The organism is cf. Phormidesmis sp. LEGE 11477 (genome assembly GCF_015207105.1).
Taxonomy (GTDB): domain Bacteria; phylum Cyanobacteriota; class Cyanobacteriia; order Phormidesmidales; family Phormidesmidaceae; genus Phormidesmis.
In genome coordinates this window covers 1-17,126 of the sequence record NZ_JADEXO010000049.1, presented here as the reverse complement: position 1 = coordinate 17,126, position 17,126 = coordinate 1, and the positions used below count along the sequence as shown (strand labels likewise).

Genomic DNA, 17,126 nt, shown 5'->3' with positions numbered 1-17,126 from the left:
TTTTGTAACGGGCAGTATCAGACAGAGACTGACTACTTCCAGGGCTAAGAGTAGCTAGCTTGTGCCTACGCCTATGGAAATCTATGGTTGGCCCGGTAGGAATAATGTTGCTAGGATTACTATTCCTCTGGTTAACCTAAGGGGGATCCTAGAGTTGCAGTGCTGGTTGCTGCTAAGATTTGATCTATCTTCGATAAATGCTCAGTATGTAGTCAGATACCTATTGGGAAGCTGAATATTACGCTCTAGCTGAGCTGTCAAGAAACTTATTCATCTCATATATATCTAATTCTAGTAGCTGATCCTGCAACAGAATCGTGCGCTCGATCACGTCAGAATCATCAAGCTCGTCGGCCTCACGCTCAACCTCCAGCAAAGCTGTCATCACTTCTCTCGTTCTATGGATGCTTACAACAGTATCTTCTCTTCTGATATAAGCAGTCAACTTCTCTAGAAGAGGTAGAACGGCTGAAGGATTACTCCTGGACTCAGTAGCTAGCCACCTTGAAAAGAAGAAAGGATCAATCGAGTCGCCTACTCTGCTACACGCATCTATGTAAGCGTGACTTAAATGGTGATCTACGTGCGTAATACAGTCCTTAAACAAACACCTGTCTATCTTTTTGAGTGCTTTCGTACAAGGAGTAGATTGCTCAAGGAAACGTTCTATGCCATCCCTACAGTCATTCTGAGATTGCTGGTGGTTTAGATTTGAACAAAAGACTTGAGCAGCCCCTTCATTTGCCGAACTATTTTGAGTAGATAGTTCAGCGAAGAAATCGTCTTGAGAGATATGACCAGCCAGACTACAGAGTGCAGAGATACGTCCCCAAACTTCACCTGTCTTCTCTATCATTTGTTCAGCCAACACGGATAGATAACGTTGTACTTGGTTGAAGTTACGCTCGTAATTATAATAGAAAATCTTCTCTACTTCGCGCCACGGGAGAAAGCCTGCTGTATCTAAAATGTTGTTTAGTATCTGCCAACCAAAGTTTGGCTCTTTGTGGATTGTGTAGTTGAGCCTAGCAACCACAAATATATCCATACAACTTTGCTTATGGGAAGACTGCATCTTGATAATACTGTGTAGTAAGGGAGGCGGGCTAACCCCTTCTTCAAGTAACCTGTTGTATAAGGTCAGGGCGCTATGTGCGACAATACTTAGATATGACCTAGAAGTTGTGAACTGGACATCGCGCAACTCTACACCGCTTTCGTTTATCTGAGGTCTTGCTTTTTGTGAGAGTAATCGAAGAAGAAGGAATGTTAATCTGTCAGCGAGCTGTCCAACAGATGCTACGTCACAGCAGCCTAGAAGAACCTCAGCGGCAATCTTCCTATCTTCAAAGAGAAATGCGTAATTTTCAAGTACGTATACAGACTTTTCAGCTATATACTCGCCGTTTGGAAGAGGCTGAATCATCTTCAAATCTTTTACTAAGCCCAGAGTGCCAAATCGACAACGTAGATGTTGACTTACGCCTTCTAGAATTGCGCTTGCGTATCTACGGTCTATGTTCTTCTGAAAAAGTTGTGAGAGAAGGTTTAGAAAGCGTTCAGGGTCAGCATAGCTTATCTCTTTAATTGTTGTACTGATTGACCAATCGCCGTCGTAATAACGCAAGAGTCTAAGGATAGAATAATCAGAAATATTTGAAACAGTGTCGCTGACGAGGGGAGATATACTTCTCACTCCCCCAGTTAAATACATGCGTGGCTGAAGGTCTTCTTCCCCATACTCTTTTCTATAGTCGTCATATATAGCCTGTATCTCTATGGTTCTAAGATAGGCTGGTATCCAGCGAAGTAGACTGTACCCAGCCCGCAGATTAGAACCTTCCAAGTAGCTATTGATATCGGGAGTGTTGCAGCGTTCCAAAATTAGCTTTTGAGTCTCTTCTTGTGCATCCGCAGAAATGTACGGATAGGCATTCCGGATGAGTTCGCCTATCTCATCATCTAGCCGACTATCAAAGAGCAAGCTTTTATTCTGAAGACACTGTTCAATCTGAGGAAGATTGTTAGCGAGGTTCTTACTACAAGTCTGAATGGCGAGGTATGCCACTGCATCCTCTTCGCTGTCTAGTAAGAACTGAACGTTATTCTGCCACCACGTATCGTTAGTGGCAGCTCTGCTTTGCACGGCTCGCTCAACCTGCGAATAAAAGAATGACAAGTCATCAACAAAGTGGGGAATACCTTCTTGGCTATGCTTCACAATCCAAGAAGTCTCATCGAGAAGAGGAGAAAGCGCTCTACCGTGCTGGGGTTGTCCCCATTGAACCAATGCCGATATAGCGTTATCGAGTAATTCATCTGATGCTTTTAGCCTTTCCTTCAGGAAGTCTTCTGAATAAAACGTATGAGGTTGAGATCTTAGTCCCCGATGAGCGTTCCAAAGATAATCAGCAGCATCGTCCGGCTGATGTTGAATCTTCTTGTTCATATAAAGCCACACTAAGTCATCGCCGCTATGAGTGGCTTCAACCCATAGGCTTATGGTGTTAGCAACGTAGTAGTCATCCTTATCCTGCTCAATTTCACAGCTTGATAGAAAAGCTTCGAAAACCTCGCGCACTGCACTTTCCCGCTTAAAACGGAAGTCACGGAACTGGCGAGATATTATCTTCGCTGCCCACCTATGATCAAACCACGATTCTGCGATCGCTCTTAACCACAGCTCTATCGTTTCAAGAGGCATTACGTTCATCCAGCACGCTGCTGATTGTAGAAATAATCTCAGCCATACTTTTCTCTGCTCATTGTCATTAGAAGAGATTACTAGAGGTAACCAGTTCTCTGATAAAAAGACGAACCAAGCAGATCCATTTGCCGCGCCCATTGTCTCAAGTCTAAGAAATGTACGCTTTAACAGCTCAGGGTAACTGTTATAGAGCCGTCTAAACAGCGGCCAATCTTCTTCCTGAGGAGCTATCTCGCAAAGCGATTCACAGATAAGGCGCTTGACATGATACCGGACTTCCACTTCAGAGATAGCTTGCACGACCTGACGAGAGAACTGGTCTGGCTGATGAGCACGAAGATAGAACAAGAACGCCCTTACGAAAGGACGGATGAAAGGTAGCTGGTGCTGAGACAGGATAAAATCTTTGAGCGTCTGTTCCTCTGCGATTACAGCACGAACAGTCAAACAGTCTAATAGCGTTTGATGGCTAAAACCTACGGATTGAGAGGACTCCTCATACAGTACTTCCTGACTGACAAGTTCTCTGACTGTAGATTCACCTAGCCTCAAAATATCCTTGCTACAGCGCTGACTTCGACGAGACCTAAGGTGGTTAGCCATTCGATATAAACCTTCTAATGCCGAACTGCCTAGAGAGTCTTTTTGAACAACGACTTCTTGAACAAAAATGTCATATAGCGCATAGGTAGATGCTATTTGCGGTGTGGCTCCACTATCTACTACTTGTTTGAATAGTCTGAGGTTCTGAGGAACTCTCAGCACTTCTATAAGTGATTTAGAGAAAGAACTATGGTCTATTTGCCATTTGTCTAATAGAGGAATGATTGTTTCCTCGTAGTCTAGAAGCCCTATACGGACTCGATGATCCCAACTTATTCCTCTAAGACTAGGATCGTAATCAAGATCGAAAGACCGACAAGCAGAAATGGTAGTAACGTTGTTTATCGCAGATAAACGGCTAATTAAACCTATGAATAGTCTCAGAGAGTCATGGTCACGGTTCAAAGAAAGAACATCTAGTGAGTCTACAATGACGACAACACGACGGTTCTCAGACAATCGTGCGCATAGACCGACAAGATCTTCGGGTAATCCTCTATCTGCAAGGTTCGATTCTGATTGGGATGTTGTGAAGTGATCGCCTTTAATAAATAGCAGACCCCAATCTTCTGACCGTTCTCCTTCTATATAGTCTGCAAGGTCAAGCAATATGCATGTTTTCCCAGTTCCTGCTCCCTCTGTTAGGAGAATACGCTGCGTTCCTTCTTCGATAAGCGCTATTAGCTTCCCTAGTTCCGAACGTACGATCTGCTCTCCGCCAATAGTCCGAATCCAGTCACGGCCTATCTGTGAAGCAGAAGAAAAGGCCTCTAGTATCTCAGAGATATTCTTATTGGGTGCTTGAACTATTCCGTGTTCGCTCAGCTTTCTAATGGCACCGTCTCGCGTAATCTGTGCTTTTCCATGTTTCAACGACGATTCGTGGTCTGTAAGTAATTCTTTGAGGTAAGGAATAGCATCTGCTGCTCTTGCGACTTGACTTTCAAGCGCTCTCAAATTTTGGTTTTGCCAATCTTCGATGGTTATATGAGCGCCGAACAAAATTCGCTTTGCAAAACCAAACGAATCTTCTTCCGAACATCCTATAGCGGTAGCAAGCTTGTTTAGGTATCCCTGCTGATTTTTACCTGCGGTTTGTTTGAAGACATCGTAGCTAGGTATATGTTGACAGGTTGTTACCAGCCTCTGAAATTCTCCAAATGGAGTACGTGAATAGAACTCAACTTCTCCGTTCTCATCGTTTGTGAGTTGCTCCCTAGCTTTAACTAACTCTTCTTTTAGCTGGCTAAAACTCCATGCCCTATGGTCAGGCGAATTCTTCTTTGCCTGCATATAGCGAGTCCTACCATTCTTATAAACAACGACAATATCGTCGATGGATATTACATAACCCCTATCCGGGATGCCTGTAGAATCAACTTGTATGAAATCTATATCATTATCGCTTAGAAGCTTGATCGTCCAGTGCAGTGCTACGCATAACTGATATTCATCACCCAAATTGGATTGTCTTCCCGCTAGGCTCATAGTCTCTATATCTAGGTTTTACTCATAGGTACATATATCCTAGTCCTCTATTGTAGCGATCGCACTCTGTCCCGATGACATGTGCATCAATTGGGTTTCCAGGTCACCAATAGCTGTAGCCGCGTCTTTCACGTCGTTTGACAACACCATCAAAGATCTTCAGCGCCTGTTCGTAGCGATCGCACATAGTCTCTGAACTCTGACCTTGAAAAGCGCTGACCCGTCCCCATCGCCGCAGCACAACCCATTGCCCAAATAGGTTTTGTCGTACCTCGCAAGAATAGTGGCGAGTATGTTTTCGCCAGTCCTGCCGCTTCCACTTGTCTAGCTGATAGTCCATTCTTTATTTGCACCTGCTTACCCAGACTTCCTGCGTTTGATAGAAGCTCCCGCGTTGCTCTAGTGGAAATCCGCCGAGCAACGCCGCGATCCACACTTCCACCACCGGCATCTTCAGTTGTCGCTGGACATCGACCAATCGTTGCGGCTCTTCTCTCTGCTGACTAGCGATCGCCTCCACCCAATCTGACACATTCTCAGCATGAGAAACAGCCAATGCCTGACTCTTCAGATCGGCATCCTCTAGCGCGTCAATCATATCTAAGACCGACAGCTTCAGGGCCTCACCTGCTACGGAATCCTCATCGGCTTTGTCTTCATTCGGTAGATTTCTGCCTGCCCGATATGAACGATTCACCAAGCCTGAAAAGTCCAGCTCCTGCGTTTGGCGGGTAACTCCCTGAAGCCAGTCTCCATCCATCACCGGCCCTTCAGCATTGTGCGCATCCTCCCAATCTTCCCAAAGCCGGTCAGCTTTCGCTTCGCAAAGTCCTGCCAGCCGTACCAAAATATCGCCTGCGACTCTAAGATGATCGCGTTGTTCTAGTCCTGCCAGTTCGCCTTCAAACTGCTCCCAAAGGCTAAGCACGTCAGCATTCTCTGGAATTTCCGAAGCTTCTTCCAAGGCAACTTCTAAGTTCAGCTCTAGCTGACGCACATTAACCATGAGTCACCTCAGACGTTTCTAGAAATTGCTTTTGCGAAGCCGCGAAGCGATCACCCCACGGACACCCTGGAATCGGGCATTCAATCGGCTCTAGTCGAATCTCATCCGCAAAAAAGGTAATCCCAAACCGCGCCCTCAGATAGCTCATCACATCTTTCTGCACATACTTCTCCAACTGGCGCTTGCGGTAGCCTGCGCAGTGAATCGGTGCAACTTCCAGTACCTTGGAACCATCCTGGAATACAGAAGCGGCGATCGCATGAATCGGCGCATCCTTCCTTTTCTCCCGCCAGATATACAGATTGGCATAAGGCACCGATGCCTCGGCCACCGGCAGCGATACCTTCTCCACTTGCTCTTCGCCCAAAGCCACTTCAGAACCCTGCTGCTGATACTGCAACCGTCGTTGCTCATTCAACCGCTGGCGATTGCGATAGTAAGAGCGCTTACTAGGACAGCGCTTTTCATTCCAGCAGCCATCGCCTTGCTTCCCATGCAGCAGCTGCGCGGCTTTGGCACTCAGCCCCGCACACTCTACGCATTTCTTGGTGACCCGACGAGCCATTTCACGAACCGGAGATATAGTACTAGCCGCCTTCAGACAGCTAAATAGAAGGAAAGAGCACCGGAATTGGAATATCGCGATGCTTGCGATAGATCTGAAAGTCGCTGTCTAACGTGAATACTGAACTCTGAGGATACAGCTCAGCCATTCGCGCTAGCTCCGCATCCGCTAGTGAAGCTGGAACTGACTTATAGCGCTTCATAATCGTGAGAACAGAAGCAAGTTCAGCCTCTAAGGAAAACGCAACCTCAACCTGTCCTTCCTCTAGATAAGGTAGAAACGCTTCACGAGCGCCTCTCACTCGACCCAGAAGAAACCATGTTTCAGAAATGACGGCTTCACAAGTCAGTAGCGGCGGCTCTATCGACTCCAACTGCTGCACTACCCATTCATGATGACTCTCACTTTTGTCAATCGAAGCAATCAAAGCGCTGGTGTCAACAATGACTTTCTGAAGCATTACTGCCCATATCCTTCCATATAGGCTGGGTTGGTTGCTAGATCTCCAGGGCCTTTCACCGCACCAATAGAGGCGCGAGCAACCTCTGCGAAGGACTTGGGTTCCTCACCTTCATTCCTGAGCGATCGCACATTAGCCCGCTGATGTTTGGCTATGAGGAACTCAACAAAATCAAGGATCTGCCGCCGCTCTGCTTCCGGTAGCCCTTCAATTCCTTGCACGACCTGCTGAGAAAGCGGGGACATCGCTAGTAGCTCCTGAAATATAAACGGCTCAACTGGGGTCTAACGGGTACTAGAGCATAGAGCAGGCATCCACCCCATAGCCTAAATCGCCCGCTATGTCTGGCTTTATCATACCGCAATTCATCGGCCTATATTCTTAGTCTGATATTTAGCATAGTCCAAATAAATGTAATTATTTGGGGTTTGATATAGTAGTCTGGAGGTGGCGACGGGCTGCTGCGCCTTTCAGAACCTGCGGTTATCTAAAGATCGGGAGCGTTTTCGCGGCAGGTTGCTCTGTATTTTTTGGCTGAGATGATGGCAAAACCTGATCCAGTTCCTACGTTCATTGAGGTTGGCGCTCTGGCGAAGCTCTCGGAGCCTGCTGCGACTATGCAGGATAAGCCACAGCAGATGGATTGGGTGGATGAGTTTTTGTGCGATCGCGAGATCAGGCCCAACACCGAAAAAGCTTACCTACGTCAGCTTCGAGGCTTTCAGGTCTGGTGCAAGTTCAAGTGCTGGGCTGAAATTGGCGATGTGGATATTCGCAATTACAAGACGCATCTTAAGAACCAGCCAACTAAGTCGGGCAAGATAGGGCTGTCACCGGCCAGCATCAATCAGGCGATCGCCACGCTCCAGAGCTTTTTCAAGTGGCTCACGACCAAGCGCTACATTACCTATAACCCTGCATTAAATGTTGAAAAGGTGCCCGCTGCGCCGACTGAGACGAAAGATATGGAAGTCGCAGCGGTGCGCCAGCTTGCAGACGGGATTGAGTACCGAGGACAACGCGAGCAGCTCAGTATCAGAGACATGGCTATCTTTGAGCTGCTGAAGCATGGGCTTAGGGCAGAAGAGGTTAGTAAGCTCGATACAGATGACTACAATAAGCAGGCTGTCCACGTCGTTGACGCAAAGTGGCGTAGTGATGGGTGGGTGCCACTGTCACCGAACGCTCGGTATGCGTTAGACCGCTACCTAGTCTGGTGCGTAGATCAAGGCTTTGATACTGGCTCTGATCAGCCGCTTTTTAGAAACCTATCGAGGAATGGGTATGGAAATCGGCTAGGGTACTGGGGCATCTATGAGATGGTTAAGGATTTGGGGGCGATCGCCGAGTCAACTGAGAACATACACCCGCATCGACTGCGCCATACGTTCGGCACGCAGCTTGTTATGGGAGATGTACAGCCGGACTATGCTCGTAAACTGATGCGGATAAAATCGCCGGTTACATTTGAGCGTTACACCCGCAGGGCTGTTGAGAAGAAAGCAGAGGATGCATTTAATGACTTAATCGAACGCTCAGAGCATAAAGATAGCTTGTTCTAAAATTCTCACTACTGGACATTGGTTACCTTCTCAATAGAGCTACGACGCCAAGTTACGCATAGCGTGTCTGTCCCAGAAGCTCAAAAAAAACTGAGCCAGATACTATTTTTGTGCGATCAAATTATGCACTGAGTACTCGGCTAAAGGCAATAACAAAAAATATTTTCTAGTGTGCATTCTCTGCACAAATTGCGATAACATCTGATTTAACTAAGACGTGCGATGTCGCACGTCGGCCTTCCTTACATGAACGTGCGATGTCGCACGTCAACGCGCTTCACTTAATAAACAGGCCCCAGCTATGACAGTATTTTCAGTTTTTAACATGTCGGGAGGAGTTGGTAAAACGACTCTCACGATGAATCTAGCCCATGAACTCAACACAAGAGGAGTCAAAACACTCGCTGTGGACATGGATCCACAGGCGAGTCTAACCACGTTCTTCGGACTAGATGCCTATGAGCTGCCCAAGACCATTCATAATAGCCTGATGGATTCTGAGCCTCTTCCCATCGAATCCTCAGAATGGTGTGATTTAGCTCCCGCGAATCTGACGCTGGCTCAAGCAGAGTTGTCTCTCACGGCAGAGCTTCGTCGCGAGTATCGACTGGCTGATGCATTAAGCAAAATTTCTGATCAGTACGATGCCATCATTGTTGACGGGCCTCCTAGTCTTGGGTTGCTTTCCGTAAATTGTTTGGTGGCTGCTGACTATCTAATCGTTCCTTTAGCTACGAACTACAAAGCTGTAGAAGCTACTATGGGTCTTCTCAGAGTCTCTATAGAGATAGCTAGTAAAGTTAATCCTGGGCTAAAGGTTCTAGGGCTGGTTCCGACTATGTTTGACCGGCGAACTTCTGGAGCCAGAAGAGCAAAGGAGGCGATCGACGATATCGCTAAGCAGCTACAGCTACCCATGTTTGAAGGAATGCAGGTATTCGCTCCAGTCCCCTTGAGAACCGCTATCTCTGATGCTCAAGAAGCTCATCAGCCGCTCTCTGTTTACGATTCCAAAAACGATGGATTAAAAGCGATAAGAAAAATTGCAGACGTTATGGCTAGTCAAGTTGAGGTGACGGTATGAGCAGCGCTGCAAAGAAGAAGATGTCGGTCGGTAGTAATTGGTTGGGAGGTTTGGTCACTTCGTCTCCTGAGTCAGTCCCATCCTCGGCAGGTGAGTCTATTTCTGAAGTTGCGATCGCGAAGATCTGGAAACCCAAACAGCAAAGAATTTACTTCGACCGTGCGGAAATAGACAAGCTAAAAACGGCTATTAAAGACGAAGGCTTTCGCGGCTCTGTGCTTGTTACTCCCTTGTCCGATGATCATTCTGCTCGAACTGAAGGATTTGAGTATGAGCTAGTTTTTGGTGCAAACCGTGTGACGGCCTGCGAAGAACTAGGTAGCACCAAGATTCGAGCGGAAATTAAGGCGTTAGACCCAAAACAGGTTAGGCGCATTAGGTTTGATGAAAATATGGTGCGCAAGAATTTGAACCATTTTGAGGTTCTTCTTGGTTACCTGGAGTTGATGGCAGACGAAGCTGGTACTACATCTGAAGTTGTTGAGCAGGAACTCAATCAGATGAGTAACTCTGCGAAGCGAGGTGGGGATATATCTGAGGCTGTATCTAACCATATCGAACTCTATCAGAGTATTCTTGATCGCTATAAAGGGGGGAAGCTTACGACCTTCCGTAGCAAGCTCATCCGGTTTCGGAGTCTTCCTGACAACGTGAGAACAGCCTTAGATGCTGGTAAGGTAGATGCTTCTAAAGCACTTGAACTTGGAAGTGTCAAAAATGCAGAAGAGCGTGCTGACCTGCTCGACTGGGTAATTAGTGATAATCCTCCTGTTGCTGATATTCGTAAGGAAAAGCGGCAACGAACAGAGCGTACTGAACCAGACAAAAAGGAAAAGAAAAAGCCTACTGTAAATATGAGGAAGGCTAGTAGTGCTATCGATGAACTGACATCTTTGCTGCAATGTAAGTCGTTGGAAACAAAGAATAAGGAAGCTAGTGAGCTGCTTTCTCAAATCAATGAGTTGATTGCGCAGCTGCATAAAATAGTGTGACGTACGACATCGCACGTCACACTATTTCTGTAAAGTGACACAGAATTTATCAGCTATTGTCGGCTGTCGCAGTTAAATAATGACTTGGAGGAATAGATCCTTTTGTATCTGAATTGAGAGCTGCTTGATGGCGTTATAGTGTCACTTTCGTATGCTCTTATAGGTAAACCTCCTAAGAGCGCTCAGTTGTAGTTGAAATGTACTAAGCTAGCAATGACTCACTGGAGCATTGAAATTGCTCAAGGCTAATTTAGGGTAGAGACTTGAAAGCGATAGAGGTAGAGAATCAACTAAGGGAAGTAGTTAGTAGGTTGATAACAGAGGTTGATTTGGCTACAAGCCAAGGACGGCTAGACGTTAATCTGGTCTCAGAAGATGCATGGATTCCAATCCTTCGGGATGTCTTTCAGTGCCCAGGTCTTATCAATCTAAATAAAAAGCAGAAAAACTTTCCAGGTATCGACTTGGGCGATGAGCAAGATAGAGTTGCTTTTCAAATTACGGCGTCAACTGACCTGAAGAAAGTAAAGAAAACGCTTTCTCAATTTAGAGACAAGAATTATAAGAATTCCTTCGATGAGCTTCACATACTCACGCTAACTAAAAAGCAAAGTTCCTATTCTCAAGATGCAATTGACAGGGAGATTCAAGGCGAGTTTACGTTTAATGCGAAGAAGAATATTATCGACCCTGGAGATATACTGCAACGCATCACTTCTATGCGCTTAGGCGCACAAGAGCGCCTACTGAACGAATTTAGAGTGATTCTTGGCGACATTGAAGATCGGTTAGCTGCTTACGAAATCGCAGATAAACCTCCACTCATGTTTGCCTCAAACTTAGTGGAAATGGATTTTCCGCAGCGTATACACATAGCGGAGCTAGACATCGACCGTAAGTCAATCGCAACGAAAGCCCGAAACCGTCTTGGCTATAAGAAAAGCAAGCTTGGCAAAGCCCTAGCTGTCCGACTGTCGTTAGTCCTAAATGGTGTTGAACGACATGACTGGGTAGTTCATGACAATAAGCTATTTACCTTTGAGGAGCTAAATTCTGAATCCGACTTTGCTTCGGTCGTTGATATAGGTTCAGTCGATCCACTTGAATCAGAAGAATTTTTTGATAGCGAGCTACTCGAATATAGAAACCTATTCATGAGGCTGCTAAAGAACACGGCAATGGACATGCTTGAGCCGTACAACGTGAAATGGCACAAGAAGGAAAGGACATTCTACTTTAGACCTTTAGATGATGAGCAGCTTGTAAGAAAGGAGAAATGGGTCGGAAAGCAGAGTGCTACGCGAACAGTTTGCCAGATACGATACCAGAAGAAAGACCCCACTAAGATCTCTTACTATCAGCATCTATCATTTGATCTGGCCTTTCTGAAGATAGAGGATCGTTGTTATTGCACTATATATACAAGCTGGCTGTATACGATAGATGCCTATAGAGTGAGCTTCTATCAGCAAGATTTACTATCAAAGCAGAAGCGATTAGAGTTGAACGCATCCGTTAGAAACCACATCAGATTCGTGGCCTACTACCTGGAGAATTTAGAGATGAGGAGCGTCTCCGATCTATGTTTCTATAGTTTAGTGGAGCTGGAATGCCCTAATTCTCTAAGCAGCAAGTCTGAAGATATGGAGCTTGAGTCTCCCGAGGAGACGAACGATGAAAGTTAAAATTTTAGAAGAACCTAAGCTAGAGTTCGGAAATGGAACACATATCTGCCCTAAAGCCGGAATTGAAACGCTCGGCGTATACGATACGCACGATAGCCTTAGACAGACAGATCTAAGGTTGGGTATCGTTGGGCGAGGTGAAGGAATTGACCTCATGGATGTCTGGCTAGAGACTTGCCAGCGAGGTTTCCCAGGCAAGAAGTCAAAGTCTCCTATTCCCAATTTGTTTAGAAGCTTTATGGGCTTTTCAGAGCAGTCAGGATTCTTCTCTAAGTTTGTATATGGCACGCCTTTTACAAGAACGCTTCAACGGACAGAGCTAAACAAGATTATGAAGCTGTCTGATAGGTCAGAACGAGTAACTGAATGCGTTGACCTGTACTTTGACCAAATTCGGTTCATTGTTGAGAACCGGAATGTTGATGTCGTATTGTGCGTTATCCCAGATGAGATATACGACTCGCTCACGAAAGAAGAGTCCAGTAACGATAAGAAAAAAGGGAAAGAAATAGAATACAACTTTAGAAGGCTACTGAAAGCAAAGTCTATGCATCTGAAGGTGCCACTCCAGTTAATTGTTGAGAAAAACTTAGTTATCGGAAAGGGTGGGCAAGACAAACAAGATGACGCAACTAGGGCTTGGAATTTTTGTACGGCATTGTACTACAAGGGCAACAAAACTATTCCCTGGCGCTTGTTAGAAGAGTCGCATAAACCTAGAACGTGCTATGTCGGTATTAGCTTCTACAAAAGCAGGGATGGCAGTACAGTTTCTACAAGTCTCGCACAGGTATTTGATGAATTCGGCCACGGCGTTATCCTACGAGGCTCGCCAGTTGCGTTAGACAAAGAAGATAAAAGACCTTTCATGAGCGAGGCGCAGGCGTATGATCTGTTGTCATCTGCGATAGATGAGTATCATCACGCACTAATGCAGATGCCTGCTCGAATCGTTATTCACAAAACGAGTAACTTTAAGCCCTCTGAAGTCGCTGGTTTTACGGCGGCATTAGATGATAGGCACATTCGGTTGAAAGACTTCGCAACAGTTTCTAATGCACCTGTGCGCCTCTTTAGCTATGGGAACTACCCGCCACCACGAGGAACGTTACTGAACTTACAGGAAGATATGGGTGTTTTGTACACAAGAGGGTTTGTGGACTTCTACAAGACGTATCCAGGTGCGTACGTTCCTGCTCCTCTACGAGTTCAACTCTATGAGTATGACTATTCCCTTGAGGAGATCTGTGAGGAGATTCTCGGCTTGTCAAAGATGAACTGGAACAATACTCAGCTTGATGGAAAGTTTCCTATCACTATCGAATGTGCCAGAAGAGTCGGCGATATCATGAAGTACGTGGACGTTCATGAGCGGCCCCAGATTAGCTATAGCTACTATATGTGACGCTAACAACCGCTTTCAGCTCAGAAAATATATCATTCCTTGTATTGCTTAAATGATGAGTCAGGCTCAGATTATATGCTCTGAACTGGGGTGTTGCCCTCTACTGAAAGCCAACCGGATGCTTTTTTTGATGAGATTTTCCAAACGCATCGTTTTCAGATGTGCTAGTACTAGCTGTAATCTTACAGGCGATCGCACTTCCTACTACCTACTTCAATGTGAGAAGTTACGCTGACTACTCGCTAGCCGCCTTGACTATGATGCGTCTTTTAGTTGGGCTAAACCCTTGTAAAATGGAGATAATGCATAGTTTTATAACTAGAGCTATGAGTGATTTCGATGAGCCTATGCTGTCGTCAGCGCATAATTTACAGAAGCTAAATCTTTTTTAATAACATGATTGATCCAGCATTGCAGACCGAGTTAGTTTCCGTTGATTTGGGAGATGGAATCACTGCCAAGGTGGAAGTTTTAGAAACAGGCCGAGAAAAGGTCGGTGCTGGACTACTCCCTCTCGATTCCGTCTCTGAAGCGATCACAAAAATATCAAAAATAGTCGCTACATCCATTCAGTCAGTGAAGCCTAAAAAAGCAACCGTTAAATATGGGCTAGCGATTGGAGTAGAGCAAGGAAGCTTAGTCGCAGCACTTGTTAGAGGTACGGGCACTGCGAATTTAGAGATCACTTTGGAATGGGAGTCTGAACAGAAAGTCTAGATATCACCATCTCGTAATTACACACCTGTAGGTTAATGCTCTCACCTATCGACGAACTGCTTCAGCAGTGTACCGTTAAAATTATCTCCCGTATCTCAGGTCAATGGGGTACAGGTTTTTTTGTGGCCAGCGATAGAATAGTTACCTGCGCTCATGTAATAGAGAAGGTCGGTCAAGACGGGATATCTGTGCTTTGGCAAGGAAAGGAATGTCCTAATGCGAAGGTGATAGAAGGTAGTATACGAATTGCACCTATTGACCTAGCACTTCTACAGATTGACGTGCCGAACGAAGAAGACCCACCCTGTGTGCTTTTAGATGAAAGGGTGGATCTATTTGATCGTTTATATGTATACGGTTATCCAGATACTTTTCCTGACGGAGGTTCTCTGACGGTTACGTGTGAGGGCACGGTAGAAGAACAAGGCACAACTCTCATAATCACTAAAGATGGGCAAGTCCGTCCTGGCTCCAGTGGTTCTCCAGCGCTAAACAAAAAGCTTAATAGAGTTTGTGGGCTTGTGAGCGATAGCAGAGGACGCTCCACTAATCTCGGCGGACTCTTGATTTCAACCTCTACAATATTTGATCAGTATCCAGAGATAAGAGAACTGAACCGTCAGGCACACGAGCAAAGCCACCGCTGGATTGATCTCATGCACCAGCGTACTTTAGTGCCCACCTCTAAATTACCAAAGGCGTTAAGGCAAGACTGGGGCGATGCGCCCGAGAGTGCAACCTTTTACGGACGGACTGTAGAGCTAAATCGACTCAAAACATGGCTTCTAGAAGAACGATGCCGAACAGTGCTTATTACAGGTATTGGAGGTATTGGTAAAACAGCGATCGCTAAGCAACTTTCTAGTGCTGTAAAAGAAGAATTCGACTATGTTATTTGGAGAAGTCTTCGGGAAGCACCTTCTGTAGAGAAAATCTTGTCAGATATAGTACGAGTATTGTCCGACCACCAGGAGATGTATCTTGCAGATAATCTTTCCGAAGCAATAGGGCTATTAATAGAAAACTATCTTAAGAACTCGCGAGTCTTAATTGTGCTGGACAACGCTGAATCTGTTATGAAGCAGGGTAATCAGGCAGGGCAGTTTCAAGCGAATCATGTCGGTTACCGCTTGCTGTTTAACGCGCTTGGTTTAGAAGAACATAATAGTTGTCTTTTACTGACGAGTAGGGAGAAACCACAAAGTATTGAGGCTCTGTTAGTTCCGGAGAAGCCAATTCGTTTATTAGAACTCGAAGGTCTAACTTTTCATGAAGCAGGAGATATTTTCACCAATAAAGAAATTGAGGGATCTAGAGAAGAATTTGAAGGAATTTTCGATCTCTATGGTGGAAATCCGCTATTTTTAGAATTGGCTGCAAAGCATATAAAAGAGGTTTATCAGAGCGATGCAACTAGCTTTTATAGAGAGGCTAGTTTTGTGGTTGGACAACCTTTGCGTGATGTGGAAGATGAGAGAGAGGCTATTCGGAAAATGTTAGATTGGTACTTCAGTAGACTGTCAGAAGAACAGAAAGAGATTGTTTACTGGTTAGCGATTAACCGAGAGCCAGTTTCAATAGAAACCTTGTCTGAAGATGTTTTGTCCGTTTCCTCTAAGAAGGAAATAGTAAATAATTTGCAGTCATTACAGAAGTTGCTTCCTTTGGAAAAAAGCGAAGAGGACTTGTATACTCTCCAGCCAGTACTTATAGAATATGCAACTAACCGATTAGTAGAAGCAATTTTTGAAGAAATTTCAACAGGTGATATTCTACTACTCAATAGACATGCGCTGATGAAGGCCCAATCACCAGACTATATTAGAGAAGCTCAAATAAATTTTATCTTAGACCCAATAGTTCAACGATTTGACGAGACTACTTTAGAGCTGGAAGAAGAATTAAATCAGATTCTCTCAAGCCTTACTAGAAAGCGTAGAAGGCCGCAGTCATCCTACGCAGCCGGAAATATCCTCAATCTCTTCTGTCATACAGAACTGGATTTAGCTTCGATGGAGCTTGATTTCTCTCGTCTTTCTGTGTGGCAAGCAGACTTGCAAGGCATATTCGTAAATGATATTGACTTTTCTTACGCTAGCTTAACCCACTCACTTTTTACTCAAAACTTAGGCATGGTCTTCTGTACCCGCTTTAGTCCTGATGGCAAGCATATAGCATTCGGAGATTCGCATGGAGGTGTTTCTTTTATTAGATCAAGTGATGGACAAAGGCAATGGTATAGAAGTCATAAGAATGATGTGTGGTCAGTGGCGTTCTCTAATGACGGAAAGCTTCTCGTGAGTGGAGACGAAGATGGAATTATAAAGTTGTGGAATCCGAAAACTGGAGACTGCCTCAGAACAATATCGAACTATGTTGAAAATCCTGAAGCAGTATATAGTGTGTCGCTTGATCACACTGGTAAAATTCTGGCAGCAAGTAGCAAAGACAGCGTAGTTAGGGCATGGAACACTGACATGCTGTTAGACGGTAGCTCGAACGATGAACCTGTTATCTCCTGGCTAGATCATACTGCGCCTGTGATGTCAGTTTCTTTTCCAATGTATGAACCTGTCCTAGAAAGCTTTGAGAATGTTCTGCTAAGCGGTGGTTACGATGGAAAAGTTAGTCTGCTCAATACTGTTACTCGTGAATGCCAAGAACTGTACGAACATAATGATTGGATATGGTCGGTTGCTTTCAGTCCATACGGTAGATGGGTAGCTAGTCGTCCCTGAAAAACTGCTTCAAGCTATGCTACGCAGGTGTTTTGGTTTGTGAATAGCGCGGTAAAATTGCCAGATAAGCCGCCGCCGCCAAAAAAAGCTTGCAATTATGAAGTCATCATCAGA

General features: G+C 45.2%; 13 protein-coding genes. 7 read left to right on the top strand and 6 right to left on the bottom strand.

The annotated features are described in order from the left end of the window. Positions 1–238: 238 nt before the first annotated feature. The 6 genes from IQ256_RS15105 to IQ256_RS15080 form a co-directional block, all read right to left on the bottom strand. Complete coding sequence (locus tag IQ256_RS15105; RefSeq protein WP_193856379.1) at positions 239–4,798, bottom strand: hypothetical protein; 4,560 nt, start codon at positions 4,796–4,798, stop codon at positions 239–241. 103 nt (positions 4,799–4,901) lie between these two features. Beyond that, a complete protein-coding gene (locus IQ256_RS15100; protein WP_193856378.1) occupies positions 4,902–5,138 on the bottom strand; it encodes a WGR domain-containing protein in 237 nt (78 codons plus the stop codon). Positions 5,139–5,141: 3 nt separating this feature from the next. Beyond that, positions 5,142–5,804, bottom strand: coding sequence for a hypothetical protein (locus IQ256_RS15095; RefSeq protein WP_193856377.1), 663 nt, complete (start codon positions 5,802–5,804; stop codon positions 5,142–5,144). Then, positions 5,797–6,369, bottom strand: a complete 573-nt coding sequence (locus IQ256_RS15090) for a hypothetical protein (RefSeq protein ID WP_193856376.1) — start codon at positions 6,367–6,369, stop codon at positions 5,797–5,799. Before IQ256_RS15090 ends, IQ256_RS15095 begins: the two co-directional genes overlap by 8 nt. A 40-nt stretch (positions 6,370–6,409) precedes the next feature. After that, positions 6,410–6,829, bottom strand: coding sequence for a type II toxin-antitoxin system VapC family toxin (locus IQ256_RS15085; protein WP_193856375.1), 420 nt, complete (start codon positions 6,827–6,829; stop codon positions 6,410–6,412). Continuing rightward, positions 6,829–7,074 carry a DUF2281 domain-containing protein gene (locus IQ256_RS15080; RefSeq protein WP_193856374.1) on the bottom strand — a complete coding sequence of 82 codons (246 nt, stop codon included), beginning with the start codon at positions 7,072–7,074 and terminating at the stop codon, positions 6,829–6,831. The genes IQ256_RS15085 and IQ256_RS15080 overlap by 1 nt, the downstream gene beginning before the upstream one ends. A gap of 297 nt (positions 7,075–7,371) precedes the next feature. Here IQ256_RS15080 and IQ256_RS15075 point away from each other — a divergent pair, with 297 nt between their 5' ends. The 7 genes from IQ256_RS15075 (at position 7,372) to IQ256_RS15045 (ending at position 17,012) form a co-directional block, all read left to right on the top strand. Then, complete coding sequence (locus IQ256_RS15075; protein ID WP_193856373.1) at positions 7,372–8,391, top strand: tyrosine-type recombinase/integrase; 1,020 nt, start codon at positions 7,372–7,374, stop codon at positions 8,389–8,391. A 301-nt stretch (positions 8,392–8,692) separates the two neighbouring features. Next, complete coding sequence (locus IQ256_RS15070; RefSeq protein ID WP_193856372.1) at positions 8,693–9,475, top strand: ParA family protein; 783 nt, start codon at positions 8,693–8,695, stop codon at positions 9,473–9,475. Further along, positions 9,472–10,467, top strand: coding sequence for a ParB N-terminal domain-containing protein (locus IQ256_RS15065; protein ID WP_193856371.1), 996 nt, complete (start codon positions 9,472–9,474; stop codon positions 10,465–10,467). The genes IQ256_RS15070 and IQ256_RS15065 overlap by 4 nt, the downstream gene beginning before the upstream one ends. Positions 10,468–10,730: 263 nt before the next feature. Beyond that, positions 10,731–12,152: an SMEK domain-containing protein gene (locus IQ256_RS15060; RefSeq protein ID WP_193856370.1), complete on the top strand. Its 1,422-nt coding sequence runs from the start codon at positions 10,731–10,733 to the stop codon at positions 12,150–12,152. Then, positions 12,142–13,557: a hypothetical protein gene (locus tag IQ256_RS15055; RefSeq protein ID WP_193856369.1), complete on the top strand. Its 1,416-nt coding sequence runs from the start codon at positions 12,142–12,144 to the stop codon at positions 13,555–13,557. The genes IQ256_RS15060 and IQ256_RS15055 overlap by 11 nt, the downstream gene beginning before the upstream one ends. Before the next feature lie 396 nt (positions 13,558–13,953). Further along, positions 13,954–14,274: a CU044_2847 family protein gene (locus IQ256_RS15050; protein ID WP_193856368.1), complete on the top strand. Its 321-nt coding sequence runs from the start codon at positions 13,954–13,956 to the stop codon at positions 14,272–14,274. 35 nt (positions 14,275–14,309) lie between these two features. Then, on the top strand, positions 14,310–17,012 hold the full coding sequence (locus tag IQ256_RS15045; protein ID WP_193856367.1) for a trypsin-like peptidase domain-containing protein: 2,703 nt from the start codon (positions 14,310–14,312) through the stop codon (positions 17,010–17,012). Positions 17,013–17,126: the final 114 nt, after the last annotated feature.